This window comes from Streptomyces endocoffeicus (genome assembly GCF_016741935.1).
Lineage (GTDB): Bacteria > Actinomycetota > Actinomycetes > Streptomycetales > Streptomycetaceae > Streptomyces > Streptomyces endocoffeicus.
In genome coordinates this window covers 447,052-468,770 of record NZ_JAERRG010000004.1, presented here as the reverse complement: position 1 = coordinate 468,770, position 21,719 = coordinate 447,052, and the positions used below count along the sequence as shown (strand labels likewise).

Below are 21,719 nucleotides of genomic sequence, written 5' to 3'. Positions count from 1 at the left end.
GTGGGATGGAATGCTCCGTTCCGCTTTCCGGCCCGAGCGTGAGGGAGAGTCGACAGCCATGCGGACGATACTCATCGTGGGTGCCGGTCAGTCCGGCCTCCAACTCGCTCTCGGCCTCCAGTCCCAGGGCTACGAGCTCACGCTGATGTCCAACCGGACGGCCGACGAGATCCGCGGCGGGCGGGTGATGTCCACCCAGTGCATGTTCCACACCGCGCTGGGCCACGAGCGCGATCTGGGGCTCAACTTCTGGGAGGAGCGGGCGCCGCGGGTCGAGGGCCTCGGGGTCTCGGTCGCCGGGCCGTCGGCTCCCGGGGGCCATCCGCGGGTCGTCGACTGGGTCGGCCGGCTCGACGGCCATGCCCAGTCCGTCGACCAGCGGATCAAGATGGCCGGCTGGATGGAGACGTTCGAGCAGCGCGGCGGCCAGGTGGTCATCCACGGCGCCGCCGTCTCCGACCTGGACGTCCTCATCAGGAAGTACGACCTGGTGCTGGTGGCCGCGGGCAAGGGCGAACTGGTCTCGCTCTTCGACCGGGACGCCGCCCGCTCCCCGTACGACACCCCGCGGCGCGCCCTCGCGGTCGCCTATGTGCACGGCCTCGGCCCGCGCCCCGAGCACCCCGACGTCGACGCGGTGCGCTGCAATCTCGTCCCCGGCGTCGGCGAGCTCTTCGTGATGCCCGCGCTCACCACCAGCGGCCGCGCCGACATCCTCTTCTGGGAGACCGTCCCGGGCGGTCCGGCCGACGCGTTCCAGGGCATCACCGACCCCTCGGAGCACCTGGAGCGCGTCCTGGAGCTGATGGAACACTTCACGCCCTGGGAGTACGCGCGCGCCACCAAGGTCGAGCTGACGGACGTGGGCGCCACGCTGTCCGGGCGGTACGCGCCGACCGTACGCCACCCGGTCGGGCGGCTGCCGGGCGGCGGGCTGGTTCTGGGCGTGGCCGATGTCGTGGTGGCCAACGACCCGATCACCGGCCAGGGCTCCAACTCCGCGGCCAAATGCGCGGCGGCCTATCTGGAGAGCATCCTCGAGCGCGGCGACCGGCCGTTCGACGAGGAGTGGATGCGGACGACGTTCGACCGCTACTGGGAGAGCGCGCGGCACGTCACCAAGTGGACCAACGCGATGCTGGCCCCGCCGCCGGAGCACGTCGTGAACCTCCTCGGCGCGGGGTCCGCCTTCCCCGCCGTCGCCCATCGCATCGCCAACGGCTTCGACGACCCCTCCGACTTCGAGAACTTCTTCTACGAGCCGGAGAAGACGGCCGCCTATCTGGATGGGGTCAGGGAGGAGGCCGAGGCCGCCGAGGCTGAAGCCGAGGCCGCTGAAGCCGAGGCCGCGGCCGACGATGTGGCCGCGGCCGATGATGTGGCTGGGGCCGACGACGGGGCCGAGGTGGACGACCACGCGCCCGAGGCCGTCCGGTCCTTCCGCTGACACCGGCCGTCGCCGGAGCCGTCGCCGGGGCCGTCGCCGGGGCCGTCACCGCTTCTTGGCCACCGCGACCGGACCCGGGCGCACCACGCCCTGCAGCGGATTGGAGGCGAGCGGGGAGAGCTTCACCCGCTGGCCGGGGCGCGGCGCCTGGACCACCTGGCCGTTGCCCGCGTACATCGCCACATGGCTCGCCCCCTTGTAGTAGATCACCAGATCGCCGGGGCGCAGCTGGCTGAGCGGCACCCGTGGCAGCCGGCGCCACTGCTCCTGGCTGGTGCGCGGGATGGTCCGCCCGGCATACGCCCAGGCGGAGGAGGTCAGCCCCGAGCAGTCGAAGGAGTTCGGCCCCTCGGCGCCCCAGACGTACGGCTTGCCGATCTGGCTCAGCGCGTAGGCGAGCGCCCGCCGCCCGGCCTCCGCGGACGCCATTCCGGGGCGGCTGCCGGGGGACTGCTGGGGGCGGGGGTTGGGGCGGGGCGCGGTGACGGTGGCCACCGGGGAAGGGGTGCCCGCCCCGGGGTTGTCCCGGCCGCTTCCGGGGGCCGGGGCGGCGCCGGCGCCCGTGCCGCCGTTCGTGCCGCCGTTCGCGCCGCCGTTCGTGGTGGCCGGCGGGCCCGCGGCGCCGTTCGAGGTGCCGTTCGAGGTGCCGTTCGCGGGGCCGAGCGCGCCGGAGGCGAGCAGTTTGCGCTGGGCCTTCGCGGTCTCCTGGCGCTCGCGCTGCGCCACCTGGGCGATCTGGCGGGTGCTGAGCGCGGCCAGCAGCTTCTCGATGGAGCGGAGCTGCTTCTTCACCTTGTCCCGCTGTTTCTTCCGCTTCGCCGCCAGGGACAGCTGTTTGTCCAGCGCGGTCCGCGCCCGGGTGGCGATGGTGTCGGCGCGCCGCTCGCCCTTGGTCAGCCGCTGGATCAGGACGGCCTCGCGGCCGGCCGCCCGGTCCAGCTCGCGCGCCTCGTCTGCGGCGTTCTCCGGATGCGGGGTGAGCAGGGTCAGCAGGAAACTGTAGGAGGAGAGCGCGCTGTGGCCCTGGTACTGCCGGCGGGCCAGCCGCCCCGCGTCGTCATGGCTGACGGCGAGCTCCATACGGGCGTGGACGAGCTGGGTCGTGAGCTCCCGGGTCCTGGTGCGCTGCTTGTACAGCTTCTCCTCGGTCGCGTTGTACGCCTCCGTCGCCACCTCGGCCTTCCGGTACAGCGTCTTGAGCTGCGTCAGCAGCTCGGACACGGACCGGTCGGCGGGGCGGGCGGGGGCGGCCGACGCCTTGGCCGCCGGAACGGCGGGCACCAGCGCGGCGGCCGCGGTGATCGCCGCCGCGCAGACCGAGCCCACGATCCGTCCTGACACGTGATCACCTCCGGCTCCGAGACGCCTCTGTTCGGCGTCCAGCTCAGCAGGGATCGTGGCATGACGTTCGTATCTTCAGGAGAATTGTGGGCGAGTCGGACGAATCCGGTCACCCGTCCGGCGGGCGGTCCGCCCGGCCCGGCGGTCAGTTCGGCTTGGACCACGGCCACTTCGGCCCGCCACCCGGCTTCCCCTCCGGGTCGTACTCATAGGCCCAGCCCCGGACCAGGCCCAGCCGCTTGGAGGTGGCGGCGGGAACCCTGCGGTAGACATACACCGTCGGCGGCCCGCCCGCCTCGTCCTCCACCGGCACCTCGTAGGTCTTCGGCGGCTGGCCCGTGAGGCCGACCAGCACCGACAGCACCCGGCCGTCCAGCGGCCCGCCCACGAAGGGCGTCTCCTCGCTTCTCACGGCACGACCGTACGTCTCACGACGACCGTTCGTCTCACCGCGGCCGTTCGTCTCGCCGCGACCGTCTGTCTCGCCGCGACCGTACGTCTCACCGGCCGCGCTCGTCACAGGAGATGCGACGCCTCGCCCAGCGAGGGCACCACGCGGCGCGCCAGCCGCCCGACCGGCCCCTCGGCGGGCTCCATCCTGAGCGCGGCCTTCATCACCCGGGCCGTCTGCGGATCGGTGGCCGCGGTGGCGGTCAGCATGGCCACGAACTGGTCCACCAGCCAGTCGCGCAGCTCCGCCGGCGACGGCCGCTTCTCCTCGTCCAGCCAGATCAACGAGGCCGCCTCGACGGCCGTGATCCAGGTGCGCACCATCATCCGCAGCCGCGCACCGGGCTCCTTGACCGCCAGATGGAGCAGGATCTCCTCGGCCGCTGCCCGCCGCACCTCGTCCACGATCGCGTTCGTGTGCGAGGTCTCGGCCACGCTGCCGCTCTGCAACAGCGCGCTGAACCCCGCGTCGTGCTCGTCCACGAAGGCCAGATAGCGGTCCAGCACCCGGCTCAGCCGGGCGCTGAGCGGACCGTTCCTGGGCTCCTCGAAGCACCGTTCCAGCTCATCGGCGGCGCTGCGCAGCGCGGCCTCGTACAACTGCTGCTTGCCGCCCGGGAAGTAGCGGTAGACCAGCGGACGGGAGGCCCCGGCGGCCGAGGCCACATCGTCCAGCGATACCTCCTCGGGCGCGCGGTGGGCGAAGAGGACGAGCGCGGCGGTGAGGAGTTCGGCGCGCCGCGCCTCGACGCTCAGCCTGCGGTAGCTGCCCCGGCGCGCGGCCGGTGGGCTCGCGGTGGCCGATGGGCTCGCGGTGTCCGGGGGCCGCGCGATGGCCGATGGGCTCGCGGTGGCCGGGGGTTCCGCCGCCGGGCGCGCGGCGGCACTCGCCTCCGCCGGGGGTGTTGCCTCCGGGGGCGCCGGTGCGGTGCCGCTGCCTGTCGTCATGCCTGGCAGCGTAACCGCCCATCGTTACGAAGCGGATGCCCCCTTCGGTCCGACCCGGATGGGCCCTCGGGTCCGGCCCGAACGCGCCCCTGGGCCCGGCGGCCCAATGCCCCCTGGCCCGGCGGCCGATGCCCCCTGGCCCCAGCCCTACGGGGTGTCCGCCGCGTGGCAGGGGCTTCGCCCCTGGGCCCCGGGTCTGGGGGCGGAGCCCCGCCTTCCAGCCCCTCCGGCGTTTGAGGAGCGGGGTCTGGGCCGAAGCCCGCCTCCCAGCCCCTCCGGCGATTGAGGAGCGGGGTCTGGGGCGGAGCCCCAGTTGAGGGAAGGGGCGGGGAGGGGAACAGCCCGCCGCAGGCACCGCGATCCGTCAGGCGCCGCCTAGGCCAGCAGCCCCGAGCTCTTCCACAGCCGGCGGCCCACGCCCCGCATCACCCCGACGTCATCGAGGAATTCCGTGAGCTTGCGGGCGCCGTTGCGCATCACCTCGCCCCGATGCGCGCTGGCCCGCACTTGAGCGACGGCCGCGCGGCGGTCGAGTCCCACGTCCGTATAGACCTTGGGGTTGATGAACGCCTGCGAGAAGATCCGGGAGAACTCCCCCGAACCGATCCGGGTCAGCCCCGCCTCCCAGCGCGGCGCCCGCAGCATCTGGCGGCGCAGCTCCTCGCGCGCGTACCGCACATGGCGGGCCTCCTCGACCACATGGATCCGGGTCACCCCGCGAATCAGCGGCTGAACGCGCTCGTCGGGGAAGGTCAGCCGCTGCATCCAGTCCAGGATCTCCTCGCCGAGGAGGGTCGCGGTGAACGAACCGGGCGTGGTGGAGAACGTCTTGAAGAACCGGCCCAGGTTGTGGTGGAGCGGCGCGACCGGATACGCCGGGGTGCCGCCCTTGGTGATCAGCCGCGCGAACATCTTGGAGTGACGGCACTCATCGGCGATCTCGGTGAGCGCGTACCGCACATGAGCGCTGGTCGCGGGCTTGTCGTAGATGTGCCGGGTGAGCAGCTGGATCAGGATGATCTCGAACCATATGCCCAGGGAGGCGAGGGCCGCCGCCTCGTGCTGGGACAGCAGCAGCCGCTGCTCCTCCGACATCCGGCGCCACATGGGCGTGTCGTAGAGCGACACCAGCTCCGGTGGCCAGAACCACTTGCCGGGCTCGAACGGCGCGTCCCAGTCCAGTTCGGTGTCGGGGTCGAAGGAGTGCTTGGCGGAGGACTGGAGCAGCCGCTCCGCGACCCGTTCGCGGTCCTTGATCAGCCCGAGCGCGTCCCTGAGCGCGGGTGGTTCGGTCATGGTGGACATCGTCGAGGGCACCTCACTGATGGCTCGGACAGACGCCGGTGGGAACGGTTACCGGCGGATACCTCTTATGAGACTCCGTGTCAGCAAGGCCGTCAATCCCTTGCGGAGGTCTTATTGACCGCCGAGTAACGGACGTGTGAGCCTGCCGAGTACGCATCCGTTCACGGGGGAGCGAGGCGAAGGAGGCGTCGGTGGCGACGCAAGAGCTCTACGCGATGGATCCCGGAGACCCCCTCTGGCAGGTGCCCGCCGGCGGCGCCGCCCGATTCAGCTGGGAGTACGACGACCACCGGGCCCGGCTGCTCGCCCTCTACCAGAAGGGCAAGGACAAGCAGTGGGACGCGGTCAAGCGGATCGACTGGGGCCTGGACGTGGACCCGTACGATCCGCTGGGCACCCCCGATGAGTCGCTCGCCCTCTACGGCACCCGCCACTGGGACCGGATGACCGACCGGGACAAGGGCGAGCTGCGCCATCACGTCGCCGCCTGGCAGTTCAGCCAGTTCCTCCACGGCGAACAGGGCGCGATGGTGTGCGCGGCCCGGATCGTGGAGGCCGCGCCCGACCTCGACGCCAAGTTCTACTCCGCGACCCAGACCATGGACGAGGCGCGCCACGCCGAGCTGTACGGCCGTTTCCTGCACGACAAGCTCGGCACGGTCTACCCCATCAACACCGATCTGCGGACCCTCCTCGGCGACACCCTCCGCGACTCCCGCTGGGACATGGCCTACCTGGGCATGCAGGTGCTCATCGAGGGCCTCGCGCTCGCCGCGTTCGGCCTCATCCGCGACACCACCGACAAGCCGCTGCCCCAGCAGATCCTCGCCTACGTCATGCAGGACGAGGCCCGCCATGTCGCCTTCGGCCGGATGGCGCTGCGCGACTACTACCGGCAGCTGAGCGACGCGGAGCTGCGCGAACGCGAGGAATTCGTCATCGAGGGCTGCTACTTGATGCGCGACCGGCTGCGCGGCGTGGAGGTCCTGGAGAACTTCGGCATCCCGAAGGCCGAGGCCGAGGAGTACTGCGAGCAGTCGGAGTTCCTGCACATGTTCCGCAAGCTGCTCTTCAGCCGGATCGTGCCGTGTGTGAAGGACATCGGGCTGTGGGGCGAGCGGCTCCAGCGGGCGTATGTCGACATGGGCGTGCTGGAGCTGGGCGACAGCAACCTCGACCTGCTGATGCACCAGGACGAGGAGCTGGCCGAGCGGCTGGACCAGCAGCGCTTCGCGGCGGAGGAGTCGGCGCGCACGGGCGAGGTGGACGAGGCCATCGCGGAGGGGGCGGCGGCCGAGGCGCAGGCGTGAGGGCACCGGGGCGCGGGGTGCGCCGGAGGCACGGAGGGCGTGGAGGGCGTGGAGGACGCGGGGAAATCACAGGTGACACCCCCTCAACCTCGCCCCGGCGCCCCGTCCTTGGTAGATTCATGATCACCGCCAGCGAAGAAGGCCGAGGTCATTGGGGTGACCTCGGTCCGGTGGCGTTCATATGCGTTCATATGAAGGAACGGCCGAAGGGTGCTCTCCACGGCGGTGGGGGGCACGCCTTTGTTCCGGCGTTCCGGAGGATGATGGTGGGGTGCGGATTCGAACGAGCACCAGTGAAGAACTCCCCGTCCTCCAGGACATAGAGCGCGCCGCCGGACTCTGCTTCCGGGACATCGGAATGGACGAAGTCGCCGATGACGAGCCCCTGAGCCTGGAAGAGCTGAGCCGCTACCAGCGCACCGGACGGGCCTGGGTCGCGGTGGACGACGCCGACCGGGCGATGGCGTACCTGATCACCGACCCCGTCGACGGAAACATCCATATCGAGCAGATCTCGGTCCATCCCGACAGCGCCCGCCGTGGCGTGGGACGGGCCCTGATCGACCACATCGCGGCGCGGGCCGCGGGCGACGGCGTCCCCGCACTCACCCTGACCACCTTCGTCGACGTGGCCTGGAACGCCCCGTACTACGCCGCGCGATGCGGCTTCCGGGCCCTGACCGAGGCCGAGCTGACCCCCGGCCTGCGCGAGATCCGGCGCAGCGAGGCCGGTCATGGGCTGGACCGCTGGCCACGGGTGTGCATGCGCAGGGATGTGGGCTAGGGGCCGTCCGGCGGATCGTGACGCCCGCGGTGGGCCGCTCCCCTCCCCGCCCCTTCCCGACACCTGACGATATGCGGCTCAGCTGCGTGGGGGGCTCCGCCCCTTAACCCCGGGGTCCAGGGGCGAAGCCCCTGGTAGCGGGAAGGGGCGGGGAGGGGAAAGCCGCCGCCTAAGCGCACAGCTCCTCCACCGCCCGCCCGAACGCCCGTAGCCGCGCGGTCTCGTCCGCCCGCCGCCACACCAGGCCGAGCATCGAGTCCGGCACCCCCTCGACCGCTACGAAGGTGATGTCCCGGCGGCGGTGGTACTCCGCCGTCGGGGCGCACAGCAGCATCCCGCCCAGGCCCGCCGCGACCGCCGCCAGCCCCTCCTGGAGCGTGTGCACCAGAGGCCCGCGCGGGATGGGCCGCCCGCCGGGGGTGACGGCGGGCGCCATCGCGTCGTGCCAGTAGCGCGGCGCGGGGGCGGACGGGCCGATCAGCGGGCAGTCGGCCAGCGCCTCGGCGTCCACCCGGCCGCGGCCCGCGAACGGATGGCGGGCCGAGACCACCACGGTCTGCGGCTGCTTGGAGAAGACCGGGCCGAGGACCAGATCGGGCTCGGCCACCGGCAGGCAGACGATCGCGGCGTCCACCTCACCGGCCCGCACCGCGCCGAACGGATCGGCCAGCGGGATCTCCACGGTCGTCGGTTCACAGGCGGGATGGCGCTCCCGGAAGGCCGCGATGGCCGCGGTCACCCGTTCGTTGGCGGCTCCCTGGAACCCGATCCGCAGCACGCCGTCCACCCCGCGCGCCGCTCCGCGGGCGCTCTCGAAGGCCCCGTACAGCGCCGCGTAGGCGGGCCGGAGCTCGGCCAGGAACCGCTCGCCGAGCGGGGTCAGCCGCGCCCGGCGGCTGGTGCGCTCCAGCAATCGGGCGCCGATCCGGCGCTCCAGGTTCCGCAGCAGCTGGCTCACCCGGCTCTGCGAGACGTATAACCGCTCCGCCGCGCGGCCGAAATGGAGCTCCTCGCTCAGCACGAGGAAGCACTCCAGCTCGCGGATCTCCAACTCGGCCATGGCCTCCCACCGACTCCGACTCCGACTCCGGTCACCGTCACCGATTGATGAGGCTCGCTCATGGAAGGCTGAAAACTACGGCGTTGTTCCCGCAGGGGCACAGCTGTTCGCTAAAGACATGTCCAATAGCACGGAACTCAGCACTCCGGCAGGCACATCCGGGTCACCTCCGGTGGTGCGCTCGCCGCTCAGAGCCCGGCTCGGGGCCTGGCTCGGGGCCTGGCTCGGGGCCTGGCTCGCCGTCGTCGCCGTCGCGGTCGGCACCTTCGCGGTGGTCACCACCGAGATGCTGCCGGTCGGCCTGCTCACCTCGATCGGCTCCGCGCTCCGGGTCTCGGACGGTACGGCGGGGCTGGCCATGACCGTGCCCGGCCTGGTCGCCGCGCTCGCCGCCCCGCTGCTCACCGTCACCGTCGGCCGCTACGACCGGCGGCTGGTGCTGTGCGGTCTGATGGGGCTGCTGGCCGTCGCCAATCTGCTCTCCGCGCTCGCGCCCGGCTTCGCCGTCCTGCTGTTCGCCCGGGTGCTGGTCGGGGTGAGCATCGGCGGGGTGTGGTCGATCGCGGGCGGGCTCGCGGTGCGGCTGGTGCCCGAGCGCTCCGCGGGCCACGCCACCACGCTGATCTTCAGCGGTATCGCGGTGGCCTCGGTGCTCGGGGTGCCGATCGGGACGCTCATCGGCGATCTGGTCCACTGGCGGGTCGCGTTCGCCGGCTTCGCCGTCCTGTCGCTGGCCGTGGCCGCCGCCATGGCCGTCACCCTGCCCCCGCTGCCCGCCACCGGCACCGTGCGGCTGCGCGAGGTGCCGGGCCTGTTCCGCAACGTCCGGCTGCGCACCGGCCTCATCACCACCCTGTTGCTGGTCACCGGCCACTTCGGCGCGTATACGTACGTCCGCCCGGTGCTCGAGCACGTCGCCGGGGTCGGGACGGGTCTGATCAGCACCCTGCTGCTGGCGTACGGCGTGGCGGGCATCGCCGGGAACTTCCTGGCCGGCGCCACCGCCCACCGCGATCCGCGCCGCACCCTCATGGTCATCTTCACCCTGCTGGCGGCCGCCGAGCTGCTGGTCCCGGTCGCCGGGGCCACGACGGCGGGGGCGGCCGTACTGCTGCTGGTGTGGGGGCTGGCGTACGGCGGGGTGTCGGTGACCTGCCAGACCTGGGTGCTGCACGCGGCACCGGACGCGCGGGAGGCGGCGTCGGCGCTGTACGTCGGCGTCTTCAACGTGGCGATATCGCTGGGCGCGCTGCTCGGCGGCCGGGCGGCGGACGGCATCGCGGTCCCCAGCGTCATGTGGTTCGGGGGCGCGCTGGTGGTCCTCGCCTTGGCGAACGTGGTGCTGTTCGGCAGACGGCGGTGATCGGCAGACGGCGGTGATCGGCAGACGGAGGTGAGGGGCAGACGGAGGTGAGGGGCAGACGGAGGTGAGGGGGCGCGGGGGCTGCGGGCAGTACAGAGGTCACGAGGGCCACGTCAGGCCATGTGGACCCGGCGATCAGGTGAGACCCTGAAACCAGGGGCCTCGTCGGCGGGAGTGGGTCCGATGGCAGTGAGCATGCACGTGGTCTGGAGCAAGTGCGAGCCGGGACGCGTCATCTACGAGACGCATTCCATCGAGACGGTCACCGACGGCTCGGGCGTCCATGCGACCGTCGACAGCCATACGTACGAGATCTCCCTCCGCAGCCAGGCCCAGGCGGAGTCCATCGCGGACGAGGAGGGCTTCGAGCTGTACCGGAAGGGCGAGGCGTGGGCGAGCCTCCCCGAGGAGGAGGGGCTCTCCGAGGAGGGCCTTCCCGAGGAGAACGCATGAGTAAGGAGCAGCGCCCAGGGCGCTGCTCCTTACGTCATGCTCTGTCCGGGCCCCCGCTCAGGGCCCGGACTCACTCCTGGCCGTCGCCGTGCCCCAGCAGGAAGTCCACGTCCCGCCGCTCGGTGCCCGCCGCGCCGCCGACCGTGATCTGGCGGGTCGCCGGGGCGTAGCCGCTGGCCACCACCGTGTAGTGGTCGCCGGTGAGCGCTTCGAAGCCGAAGGACCCGTCCGTACCGGTGATGGCCTGGCCGACCACGTCCCCGGAGGCGTCCAGCAGCGAGACCCGCGCATCCCCGAGCGGCCGGCCGCCCCGGGCCCGTACGGTGCCCCGGACCCGGGCCGCGGGCGGCAGCTCGGCGTCCACGCGCACCGGCTCACCGGCGGTGAGTTCCACCTGGGTGGCGTACGGCCGGTGCCCGGCGGCGGCCACGGTCAGGGTGTACGTCCCCGGAGCCAGCTCCGGCAGCGCGAACTCGCCCTTCTCGTCGGCGGTCACCGACCCCGCGACCTCGCCCTCGGGCCCGGTGGCCGTGGCGGTCGCACCGGCCAGCGGCTCCCCGTCGACGGCCCGTACGGACCCGGTCAGCCCGCCCCCGCCGGACAGCCGCAGATCGCAGACGACCGGCAGATCCGAGACCAGCAGCGTGGCGGCCTGCGGCTGATGCCCGGCGGCCGAGCCGATGAGGACGACACTCGCGGTGTCGGGCGCGGGCAGGTGGTACCGGCCGTCGCGGCCGGTGACCGTACGGCCGAGCTGACGGCCGCCCGTGTCGATGAGGGTGATGGCGGCGTCGGCGAGCGGGGTGTCGCCGGGGCCGAGAACTCGGCCGTGAATGACGCTGCCGGTGAGGACGGGGAGGTCGTCGGCGACCGCGGCGGCAGGCGCCTCCGCGGCGGCTGAGGCGGCAACGGCAGCCGGGACGCCCGCAGGAACGGAGTCAGCGACCGGAGCTGAATCAATCACAGGGGCTGAATCAGCCACCGGAGCCGAAGTGGCCAGGGGACCCGAGCCCGCCACCCGCCCCGCGCGCTGCCGCCCGGGCAGGCAGAGTGCGATCAGCAGACCGCCGACCGAGGCGGCGCACGCCACCAGGAACGAGACCTTGAAGCCGTCCTTGCTCGGCAGCGCCACCCCACCGAAGTCGATGGTCTGGTGCGCCAGGATGACGCCCACCACCGCGCTGGAGGTGGACATGCCGATCGACCGCATGAGGGTGTTGAGCCCGTTCGCCGCACCCGTCTCAGCGGCGGGGACGGCACTGACGATCAGGGTGGGCATCGCCGAGTACGCGATGCCGATACCGACGCCGAGCGCGGTGGAGAGCACCACGATCTGCCAGATGTGGTCGATCATGACGAGCCCGGCACCGTACGTCGCGCCGATGACGATCAGCCCGAGGACCAGCGAGACCTTCGGCCCGCTCGAGGCGTTGATCCGCGCGGACAGCGGGGAGACCAGCATCATCGCGACGCCCATGGGGGCGAAGTAGAGCCCGGCCATGACCATCGACTGGCCCAGGCCGTACCCGGTGGCCTCCGGCAGCTGCAGCAGCTGCGGAAGGATCAGCGACATCGCGTAGAACGAGAAGCCGACCATGATCGAGGTGAGGTTGGTCAGCAGCACCTGGCGCCGCGCCGTGGTCCGCAGATCGACCAGCGGCTCGGCGGTACGCAGCTCGAAGACGCCCCAGAGCAGCAGGATCACGACGGACGCGCCGAACAGCCCGAGCGTGGTGCCGCTCGTCCAGCCCCAGTCACCGCCCTTGGTGATGGGCAGCAGCAGACAGACGAGACCGGCCGTCAGCCCGAGCGCGCCGATGGTGTCGAAGCGGCTGGGGGTGCGGACGGAGGACTCCGGGATGACGGCGAGCACGAGGGCGATGGATATCGCGCCCAGCCCCGCGGCCCCGTAGAAGAGCGCATGCCAGTTGGTGTGCTGCGCCACGAACGCGGCGGCCGGCAGCCCCAGCGCGCCGCCGATGCCGAGCGACGAGCTCATCAGGGCCATCGCCGAGCCGAGCTTGTGCGGCGGAAGCTCGTCCCGCATGATGCTGATGCCGAGCGGAATGGCGCCCATGGCCCCGCCCTGGATGGCCCGGCCGATCACCATCACCACCAGGTCGGAGGTGACGGCACAGGTCAGCGAGCCGATGACCATCAGCGCCAGCGCGACCATCAGCATCCGGCGCTTGCCGAACATGTCCCCGAGCCGCCCCATGACGGGCGTGGAGACGGCACCGGCGAGCAGGGTGGCGGTGACCACCCAGGACGCGTTGGAGCTGGTGGTGTGCAGCAGCTGGGGCAGCTCGGTGACCAGCGGAACGACCAGCGTCTGCATGACGGACACGGCGATGCCGCAGAACGCGAGCACCGCCACGAAGCCGCCGCCGACCTCCCGCGGGAGCGGCGTGCCGGACGGCGCGGCGCTCAGATGTTCCGCGACGCGAGGTGGGGCTGACTGGGGCATGCGAATGCCGCCTCCAAAGAAAGTTCAGGAGATTGATGGAAGCATGAGAGATGTGCATCCTACACAGGGTGTGTATCGTGCACACTTCCATTGAGGGGCGCGGGGGAGGCGAGGAGGAATCGTGCTGGATCGTCGGCTGGAGCGGCTGGAGCGCGAGCTGATGCTGGTGGCCAGGTGCTCAGTCCTGACCCCCCGCGAACGAAAGGGCCAGGCGACGGACCCCCAGGACCCCACCGCGCAGCCGGACACCGGCACAACCGCTGGGGTTGACTCATGTACCCCCACCCGCCTGGACCGCTCCGGCTATCTGCTCCTCTCCCGCCTGGACGCCGAGGGCGCGATGACCATCGGCCGGCTGGCCGACGCCTTCCAGCTGGACGTCTCGACCGTCAACCGCCAGACCGGCGCCCTGCTCCGGGCCGGCCTCGTCGAACGCATCCCGGACCCGGAGGGCGGCCTGGCCCGCAAGCTCCGCGTCACCTCGCGGGGCGCCGACCGCATGGCGGCGGAACGGACCTGCAGACAGACCGACCTGTCCCGGCTCCTGGAATCGTGGACCCCGGAGGACGTGGCCCGCTTCGAGGACGTCCTGACCCGCTTCAACCGCGAGGTGGAACGCCAGGAGGGCCGGGTCTGGCCACGGGAGACGGACGAGGCGGCAAGCGTTCCGGAATGAGGGCGCGGCGAAGAGTGTTGAAAGACACGTTGTGAGGCACAAAGGCATGACGCCCGTCACACCCCCCCGAGGAGGCCAGGAAGAAATGCCCACCCCCGCTTCCCACCCCAAGACCACCGGCACCAGCGGCGGACACCGCGTGGACGTGGAGCGCGGCGCGCAGCACGTCACGGTGACGATCGACGGCCGCGTCGTAGCGGACTCGACCCGCCCCCTGCTCGTCCACGAGACCGGTCTCCCGGTCCGCTACTACCTCCCCCCGGAGGATGTGGACCTGACCCTCTTCGAGCCCACCGACACCCACACCATCTGCCCCTTCAAGGGCGAGGCCGCGTACTGGACCTACCGCGGCCCGGCAGGCGAGGGCGCGGAGCCGCGACCGGACGTGGTGTGGGCGTACCCGCAGCCGATCGAGAAGGTGTCGGAGATCAAGGACCACCTGTCGTTCTACGACGAGGTGGCAAAGATCGACGTAGCAAAGTAAAGGAGCACCAGCAGGCCGGCAGAACGCCACCCGGGACATCACCCAGTCAGGGGCCTTCCGGAAACCCTCCGGGGGGAACCCCTGACGCGTGCACATCCACGCGTACTCGTGGCTGGGCGAGAAGGAGCTGTTCGACCGGGAGTCCCTCCGCCGCCCGCCCGACCGCCCCCACCCGCCCGTCACGGCGGAGGACGAGGAGCACTACCGCACGCTCCTGGAAACGTTCCGCCACTCGGAGCTCCCCCCACTGGAAACCTCCCTCTGGCTCCTGAAGTCCCCCACCCTGATCCACGCCACCTTCGAGGAACCGAAGGACGCGGCGGCGTGGCTGGGCCGCGAACTGACCGAACACGCCCCCGGCTTCCTCTCCCACCAGGAAGCCGACACGGCCCGCCAGGCCCGCCTGGTCACCACGGCCACCGACCGCCTCACCCACGGCACGGACGTCTCCTTCGGCTTCTACCTGGGCCGCACATCATTCCTCTCCCTGGCCCTGGTCACCTGCACCCCCAACCACTGGACCCCGGCCCTCCCGTGCCCCCTCACTCAGTGACCGCGTCGTCCGACGCGGTCAGGGGCAGACGACGGCGTCCGATTGGTATCGGAGCCACCGTTTGAGGTGTGTTGTGTGTACTGGGCTGGTAGATACGGTGTTTGGGGGCCTCTGGATGGCGGATCGTCCCCATGTGCGCGTTCTTGCTCCTGTGGAGGTACTGCCCGTATGACACCCCGGCCTGTGACCGGTGCCGCACGCCCCCGCATCAGCGACCCCGGTCTGGACCGGTTGAAGGCGGCTCGACATGGGCGGACGGAACAGACTGCTGAACTTCCGCCATACGAGGACCGCGACCCTGGAAATCACCTCGCCCGATGCCGCTGCCGTGCTCCATGGTCTGGTGCGGGGCTGGGACTTCGCACCCATCGAGGAACGCGAGGACGACGGCGACGACGGGCACGAGAAGGCAGCTCAGGAGGCGCTGTTCTTACGGGGAAGTCGCGGAGCGATACCAACCGGCGGACTCATCACCCAGAAGACCCGGCAGACGGCGCTGGACGGGGCTCTCCGCCTTCTTCGCAACAAGTCCGCCCAAATGTACAACGACTACGGTCTGTGGGTGCTGTGGCTGGGCGTGGGCATGCTCGATTGGCGGGAAGTGGGCGCGCAGGAGCCAAGCTCGGCCCCGCTGCTGCTCATTCCGGTGGAACTGCGCCGCGATGGGCGGACCGGCCAGGCCCGACTGTATCCGGCGGAGGGCCAGGAGCCGGTTCACAATCCGGCCCTGGAAGTGAAGTGTGACCGGCTGGGCATCGACTGGTCACCGGTGACGGGCAAGGACGTCGCCGAACTCGGGCCGGTACTCACCGCGGCGCGACACATCGCCGACGGGCAGGACGGCTGGTCGGTCGACGAGCGGGTGGTACTCGGCCTCTTCTCCTCGTACAAGGAGGCGATGTACCAGGACCTCCAACAGAACGAGGACCGCATCCTGGCCCATCCTCTGGTACGCGCGGTCGGGCTCGGCCCCGATTCGGAACTTCCGCCGGACGCGATCGAGTTCGAGCCCCCTGATCTCGACCGTATCGACGAGATCCAGCTTCCGGAGCGGACCCCTCTCGTCCTCAACGCCGACGCGTCCCAGCGTCAGTGCGTCGCCGCGGCCCTCGGCGGGCGTTCCTTTGTGATGAACGGCCCGCCCGGAACGGGCAAGAGCCAGACCATCACCAACATGATCGCAGCACTGATGCACGAGGGCCGCACGGTGCTCTTCGTCAGTGAGAAAGCCGCCGCCCTCGACGTCGTACGCAACAGGCTGCGTGAAGTCGGGCTTGGCGACTTCGCCCTCTCCCTGCACAGTGGTGACACCGCCAAGAAGGCCGTGGCGATGGAACTCGCCCGTGTACTCACCACCGAGGCGCGGGTCACTGGAGCCGCCGAGCACGAACTCGAGCGGGCGCGCCGACTGCGCGAGGAACTGTCCCGCTACGCGGCGGCGATGAACCAGGTGCGTGAGCCGCTGGGGCGCACTTTGCACGACGTCCTGGGACGTGTGGTCCTCCTCGAACAGGACGACACTCCTCGGCTTCCGCTGAGCGCCGCCCACCGAGAGGCCGTCGGCGTCTTGAGCGCCGGGGCTCTGCAAGACGCCATCGCGGCCGCCCAAGCCATCAGCCGCGCCTGGCGGCCGGCGGTCGAAAGGGAGGCGTTCGTCTGGCGCGGGCTGGTGGGTTCCACGGCGATGACGGCGGCGTCGGAGGCCGCCGAGGCGCTGACCGCGCTGCGTATGGCCGGTGAACGCAGGCCTTTCGCGGTGGCGATCGACGAACCTCGTACCGTGCATGACCTCGAACGGACCGTGGAATCACTCCGTGCTGGGCTGCCGGACCGCGATCCGGCCCCGCCCAGCGCACTTCCCGAAGACGTTTCGGGCACGCTCGCCCAGCTCGCGGATCGCCTCGGCGCCCGTGAGCCGGTCACGCCCGAGGATGCGTTCACGCTGTTCGCGCTGACGGATCTGGCCTCTGCCGCCGAGCGGCCGCCGCGCGCGTGGTTCGGCACGGAAACGCGTCGCGAGGCCCATGCGGCCGCAGAGGAGCTGCGCCGAGCGCTCGCTGTACTCGCCGAGGCGCGCGGTGGGGCCGACGACGCCTTCGGGGAGCAGATCCTCACGGCGGCAGAGCTTCCGGAACTCGTACGGCGTTTCGCGGAGCAGCATCGCGGCATCACGGGCCGGTTCTCCGCGCAGTACAAGGCCGACCGGGCGGCTGTCGCGGCGCTCACCCGGGACGGTGTCTGGCACAAGAGGCTCATCGGGCGCCTCGACCACGCTCTGGCCTGGCAGCGGGCCGCCGCCGAGGTGGCTCGCCTCGCCGACCGGCACGGCGGGCTCCTCGGCCGCTACACACCGCGTACCGAAGCGGACCTTCCCGCCCTCGACCGGGCACTGGCCACCGCGGATCGAATCGCGGGTCTCTCCGGAGGTATCGAGCACCAGGACAAGATCGCCTCGTACCTCGCCGACGGCGGCTCCACCCCTGACCCGCTGCCGGGACTACTGGCCGGGAGCGCACGGGACTCCTTGACCGAATGGTGCGACGCCGTGGCGCACCGCGTCGCTCGCTGGTCGGACGCGGTCACGACACTTCTCAGTCTCTTTGATGACGCCCGGCGCGCGCACCTTTCCCCCGCGCTATCGGGCACCTTCGAGCAGGCCCAGCAGGTCGTGGACGCCCTCCTGGCGGACCCACAGGGCCCGGAGGAGTGGCAGGCGTACCGCGACGGACTGGCCGTGCTGGCCCGCCACCATGTCGATGAACTGGTGCCCCGTGCGGCGGAGCGCGGTATCCCCGCGGAACGGCTGTCCGACGTCGTAGAACATGCCCTGCTCAAGGCGTGGGCGGACCGGCTCCTCGACACCGACGAGAGGCTCCGCACGACGCGCTCCGCTGACCTGGACGCGCGGGTCGCCGACTTCCAAGAGGCCGACCGCCGTCTCATCGAGGCGGCTGGCGGCGCGGTCATCGAGGCATGCAATCGGCGCAGGCCCCGCAATTTCGGCAGCGGAGCGGGCAGGGTGATCATCCGGCAGGCGGAGCTGCGACGTCGCCATATGCCCGTCCGTGAACTGCTCGGCCGCACGAGGGAAGTGGTCCGGACGATCAAGCCGTGCTTCATGATGAGCCCTCTGACTGTAAGCCAGTTCCTGCCATCGGACTACCATTTCGATGTCGTCATCTTCGATGAGGCGTCCCAGGTGCGTCCCGCCGACGCGATCAACTGCATTTACCGGGGCGATTCCCTCGTTGTCGCCGGCGATGAGAAGCAGCTTCCCCCGACGTCGTTCTTCGACGCGGCCGTCGAAGACGACGGTGATGAGTACGACGAGGACGTGCCCGACTCCTTCGAATCCCTGCTCGACGCCTGCAAGGCCGGAGCCCTGAACGTCCTTCCCCTGCGCTGGCACTACCGAAGCCGCCATGAGGACCTGATCACCTTCAGTAACCGGGAGTTCTACCAGAACTCGATGGTGACCTTCCCCGGCGCCATGGACGGCGGAAACGATGTGGGTGTCGGCTTCTTCCCAGCAGGCGGTACCTATGACCGGGGCGGACGACGGGACAACCGGATCGAAGCGGAAGCCGTGGCAAGCCGCGTCATCCACCACTTCGATACCCGCCCCGGCCGCACCCTCGGCGTCGTCGCCCTCTCTCAGGCCCAGGCATCGGCGATCGAGCTGGCGGTCCAGCAGGCCCTCCTGGCGCGCCCCGACCTCGACCACTGCTTCACCGAGGACCGTCTGCACGGCTTCTTCGTCAAGAACCTCGAATCGGTGCAGGGCGACGAACGCGACGTCATGATCATGTCGATCGGATACGGTCCTGACGAACACGGCAAGCTCGCCCTCAACTTCGGTCCCATCAACAAGGACGGCGGCTGGCGTCGGCTCAACGTGGCTGTCACGCGCGCTCGCCACCGTATGGAGGTCGTCGCGTCCTTCCACGGCGGCAGCCTCGGCGACAGCCAGAACAAGAGCGTCCAGCACCTCAAGCGCTACCTCCAGTACGCCGAGAACGGCCCCGACGTCCTCGCCCAGGACGTGGTGCAAGCCGCCGACGCCGAGCCCGAGAGCCCTTTCGAGGAGTCAGTGCTGCGAGTGCTGCGCGGCTGGGGGTACGAGGTCCAGCCGCAGGTCGGCGTCGCCGGATTCCGTATCGACCTGGGCCTGCGCCACCCCGACGCGCCCGGCACGTACGCCCTGGGCATCGAGTGCGACGGGGCGATGTACCACTCCTCCAAGGTGGCCCGCGACCGCGACCGGCTGCGCGAAGAGGTCTTGCGGGGCCTGGGCTGGAAACTCCACCGCATCTGGGGCACGGACTGGTACCGGGGGAAGGCCGCCGCCGAGGAGCGGCTGCGGAAGGCCGTTGAGCGGGCCGTGGCGATGGACCCGCTGACTGCCTCGGCCGACGAGCCGCCACCTCCCGCGCAGACCCACCCCGCTGTCCCGGCCCAGCAGAAGCCGAGCCCGGACCCCGGCCCCACCGCCGTGGACCACGAGCGGGTCCCCGTCGACACGGAGCCCGACCGCCCCTGGAGCGCCCCGTACGCGGTGCACGAGGTGTACGTAACACCGTCGGCCGAACTCCACACGCCGGAGGCCCGGCCCGCGCTGCGCCGGATCCTGACCCAGGTCATCGAGGCCGAAGGCCCCATCCACGAAGAACTGCTGGTGCAGCGTGCCCGCGAAGCGTGGGGCGTGGCCAGGGCAGGTTCCAGGATCCGCGAGAACATCAGGCAGGTGGTGCGTGGTCTGGGCCGGACGGGCAACGTCAGCGTGGACGGCGACTTCCTCGACACGGCGGACCGGCAGAACCTCAAGGCCCGCCACCCGGCGCACGGAACCGCCCCACGCCAGGCCGCCCACATCGCCCCGTCCGAACGGCGGCTCGCCCTCCGGGAGCTGGCGGCTGAATGCCCTGGGATGTCAAAGGAAGAACTACTTCGTCAGGCTTGCGACTTCTTCGGCTGGCGACGACTGGGCCAGGACATCCGTGCCGCACTGGAAGCGGACATCGCTGAGCTGCACGCACAAGCGGTGTTCGTGGGAGCGGAGGGCCGGATCACGGTGTCGCGGTGACCCCGGCCCGTAGCCTGGCGGGCCCTACGAGCCGGTTCAGGGCACCGTCAGCCCACCGGTTCCGGGGTCCTGGCCTCGGCTTGGACGAGTTCGCGCAGCTTGGCACGCGTCTCGGCGTCCGTGGAGTAGATCACAGTGCCCTTCATGCCTCGGGTCAGCAGGACCTTGTACGTGTTGCGGATCAGGCGGTCCACGTCCTCGTCCGGTGTGGACTTCTTGAACGCCGGGTCCTTCGAGGCAGAGCGATCGGCCACCCAGCGGTCATCGCGCCACACCAAGTCCGACCCCATGATGACGCCGCTCCAGTCGTACTCGAAGCCCTGCGCCGTATAGACACAGCCGACCTGTCCGAAGCCAGCCGAGTCTGTCGCCCACAGGGCGGCCGGAGGCGCACCGGCCACCGCCCGATCCCCGTAGACGTTCCAAGGCCGGGCCCAGTCACCGATGACGACATCCGCAGGGAGCGACTGACCCGGTGCGATCTTGGTGGTCCACTTCCAGCAGTACCCGGCGGACATGCGGGCGCCGTACCTTTGGGCGCGTCGATCTTCGAGGAACACCTCCATTTCCTCAGGACTGTCAGCCACCATGAGCTCCATCTTGGAGTCGGGCTCCCAGGTGACCGGGCCTCCGTCCTCCAGACCGAGCAGCCGTACCACCCACTCCAGATAGGCGTCGCTCCCGCCGCAGCGGAACTGGCCGTCGAGGGGCACCGTGGTGACGGGCAGCCCCTTGGCAGCCGCAGCCTCTTCGATCTCGTGTAGAGAGCCCATCTCGCCGGGGCGTACGACCTGGTGCTCGTCCAGGAGGAAGACCGGCACACGGGCCGCGTCGATAAGTTCCTCCACCTGGCGCTTGCCGGTGCGATCAGCGGCCCGGGTGTAGCGGTTGGCTGAAGTCTGGCGCATCCGGTGTGCCTCGTCGCAGATCAGCACGTCGAGACCGTTGCGTTCGGCGGCCATGAAGCTGTTGAAGTACTTGAAGAGGTCTTGGACCTCCCGTTTGCGGGCCCCCGCCACCTTCCGCATGGTTTTGGTGAAGGAAGCCGAACCTGTGGCGTGCAAAGCGGCGCGCCCCTGGCGGTACAGCTCCCCGAGAAGAGACAGCGCGATGACGCTCTTCCCGCTTCCTGGCCCACCGGTGACGACGATGACTTCCTTGTTGTCGGCCTGCCGGGAGTTCCGAACGGCTTTGAGCACGAGTTCGTACGCGATCTGCTGCTCAGCGAGCAATCGGAACTGTTCCCGGTCGCGGATCTCCTGAGCGGCGACATCGATGAGCTGGGTGGACGGTTTGATCTTTCCTGCCTGGAGGGCATCGGCGGCGGGGGCGCCGGATTCCGGCGCGAGGTTCTCCTGGAGAAACTCGATGAATTTGCCCCGCTTGTCCCCGGTGAAGAAGCGACCCCGTGGGCTCTGCCCGGCGATGTCCAGCGCTCCGGCTCCGAACACCGTGGCGTTGTGGAGGTAGGCCGCACCGACGATCTGGTGTTCCCGCCCGTCCAACGCCCCGTTGAACCGGGCCAGGTAGTCGCAGTATCCCCGGACCTGCTCGATGGGGTTCAGCATCGGGCGGGAGCGCATTCCGTCGACGTGGCAGAGGCGTGGGGCTTCCTCATCCGGATGAGCCTCGGTCCACTGCTTCAATTCCACGACCACGTAGGAGGGTTCACGGGTCTTCGGGTGTACGCCGGCGAGTATGGCATCGGCACGCATGCTGGTGAGTGGCAGCGTGTACTCCAGCATCACCTCGACCTCGCCGAGACCAGCCTCCATCGCGGCGTTCACCAGAGCGGGAAGGGAGTGTTCCCACGATCGGCGCTCGGCGTAGGAGGGCCGATATCCGTGCGCATGAACGAATCTGTCCTCCAGATGGAAGTACAGCGCTCCCGACTGGATCTCGGCGGCGGCCGAGGCAAGGGATTCACGGATCAACAAGAAAGGCCCCCAGACAGCACACGATCGCTGGAGCGGGTGGGGGCGTGTCCTTCACATC

The 21,719-nt window shown here is 70.6% G+C and carries 16 protein-coding genes; 9 read left to right on the top strand and 7 right to left on the bottom strand.

Going from position 1 to position 21,719, the window contains the following annotated elements; translation table 11 throughout:
* The first annotated feature begins 58 nt into the window (after positions 1-58).
* Positions 59-1,447, top strand: a complete 1,389-nt coding sequence (locus tag JK364_RS14550) for a styrene monooxygenase/indole monooxygenase family protein (RefSeq protein ID WP_201851366.1) — start codon at positions 59-61, stop codon at positions 1,445-1,447.
* A 45-nt stretch (positions 1,448-1,492) separates the two neighbouring features.
* Here the strand turns inward: JK364_RS14550 and JK364_RS14545 are convergent, their stop codons facing one another.
* From JK364_RS14545 to JK364_RS14530, 4 genes are all read right to left on the bottom strand, one after another.
* Complete coding sequence (locus JK364_RS14545) at positions 1,493-2,788, bottom strand: C40 family peptidase (RefSeq protein ID WP_201851364.1); 1,296 nt, start codon at positions 2,786-2,788, stop codon at positions 1,493-1,495.
* A 145-nt stretch (positions 2,789-2,933) separates the two neighbouring features.
* Positions 2,934-3,200 carry a DUF8847 domain-containing protein gene (locus JK364_RS14540; RefSeq protein ID WP_138913838.1) on the bottom strand — a complete coding sequence of 89 codons (267 nt, stop codon included), beginning with the start codon at positions 3,198-3,200 and terminating at the stop codon, positions 2,934-2,936.
* Positions 3,201-3,304: 104 nt separating this feature from the next.
* Complete coding sequence (locus JK364_RS14535) at positions 3,305-4,186, bottom strand: TetR/AcrR family transcriptional regulator (RefSeq protein WP_230991898.1); 882 nt, start codon at positions 4,184-4,186, stop codon at positions 3,305-3,307.
* 375 nt (positions 4,187-4,561) lie between these two features.
* Positions 4,562-5,491, bottom strand: coding sequence for an AurF N-oxygenase family protein (locus JK364_RS14530; RefSeq protein WP_201851362.1), 930 nt, complete (start codon positions 5,489-5,491; stop codon positions 4,562-4,564).
* Positions 5,492-5,706: 215 nt separating this feature from the next.
* Between JK364_RS14530 and JK364_RS14525 the strand changes: the two genes are divergently transcribed.
* A complete protein-coding gene (locus JK364_RS14525; RefSeq protein ID WP_230991972.1) occupies positions 5,707-6,801 on the top strand; it encodes a ferritin-like domain-containing protein in 1,095 nt (364 codons plus the stop codon).
* Positions 6,802-7,072: 271 nt separating this feature from the next.
* Positions 7,073-7,585 carry a GNAT family N-acetyltransferase gene (locus JK364_RS14520; protein ID WP_201851358.1) on the top strand — a complete coding sequence of 171 codons (513 nt, stop codon included), beginning with the start codon at positions 7,073-7,075 and terminating at the stop codon, positions 7,583-7,585.
* Positions 7,586-7,754: 169 nt separating this feature from the next.
* Here the strand turns inward: JK364_RS14520 and JK364_RS14515 are convergent, their stop codons facing one another.
* Positions 7,755-8,645, bottom strand: a complete 891-nt coding sequence (locus tag JK364_RS14515; RefSeq protein WP_201851357.1) for a LysR family transcriptional regulator — start codon at positions 8,643-8,645, stop codon at positions 7,755-7,757.
* Positions 8,646-8,763: 118 nt separating this feature from the next.
* Here JK364_RS14515 and JK364_RS14510 point away from each other — a divergent pair, with 118 nt between their 5' ends.
* Both JK364_RS14510 and JK364_RS14505 read left to right on the top strand, forming a co-directional pair.
* On the top strand, positions 8,764-10,008 hold the full coding sequence (locus tag JK364_RS14510) for an MFS transporter (protein ID WP_201851355.1): 1,245 nt from the start codon (positions 8,764-8,766) through the stop codon (positions 10,006-10,008).
* Between the two features lie 183 nt (positions 10,009-10,191).
* Entirely contained in the window at positions 10,192-10,461 is a 270-nt protein-coding gene (locus JK364_RS14505; protein WP_201851353.1) for a hypothetical protein, read from the top strand.
* 70 nt (positions 10,462-10,531) lie between these two features.
* Here JK364_RS14505 and JK364_RS14500 read toward each other — a convergent pair whose 3' ends face one another.
* Positions 10,532-12,928 carry an MFS transporter gene (locus tag JK364_RS14500; protein ID WP_201851351.1) on the bottom strand — a complete coding sequence of 799 codons (2,397 nt, stop codon included), beginning with the start codon at positions 12,926-12,928 and terminating at the stop codon, positions 10,532-10,534.
* 121 nt (positions 12,929-13,049) lie between these two features.
* Between JK364_RS14500 and JK364_RS14495 the strand changes: the two genes are divergently transcribed.
* The 4 genes from JK364_RS14495 (at position 13,050) to JK364_RS14480 (ending at position 19,724) form a co-directional block, all read left to right on the top strand.
* Positions 13,050-13,604, top strand: coding sequence for a MarR family winged helix-turn-helix transcriptional regulator (locus JK364_RS14495; protein WP_307841279.1), 555 nt, complete (start codon positions 13,050-13,052; stop codon positions 13,602-13,604).
* A gap of 85 nt (positions 13,605-13,689) precedes the next feature.
* The gene (locus tag JK364_RS14490; RefSeq protein WP_201851349.1) at positions 13,690-14,088 is read left to right on the top strand and encodes a DUF427 domain-containing protein; all 399 of its coding nucleotides are present in this window, start codon (positions 13,690-13,692) and stop codon (positions 14,086-14,088) included.
* Positions 14,089-14,176: 88 nt separating this feature from the next.
* Positions 14,177-14,641 carry a hypothetical protein gene (locus JK364_RS14485; RefSeq protein WP_201851347.1) on the top strand — a complete coding sequence of 155 codons (465 nt, stop codon included), beginning with the start codon at positions 14,177-14,179 and terminating at the stop codon, positions 14,639-14,641.
* 247 nt (positions 14,642-14,888) lie between these two features.
* On the top strand, positions 14,889-19,724 hold the full coding sequence (locus JK364_RS14480; RefSeq protein ID WP_201851345.1) for a DUF3320 domain-containing protein: 4,836 nt from the start codon (positions 14,889-14,891) through the stop codon (positions 19,722-19,724).
* A 47-nt stretch (positions 19,725-19,771) separates the two neighbouring features.
* Here JK364_RS14480 and JK364_RS14475 read toward each other — a convergent pair whose 3' ends face one another.
* Positions 19,772-21,661, bottom strand: a complete 1,890-nt coding sequence (locus JK364_RS14475; protein WP_201851343.1) for a DUF2075 domain-containing protein — start codon at positions 21,659-21,661, stop codon at positions 19,772-19,774.
* Positions 21,662-21,719 lie beyond the last annotated feature (58 nt).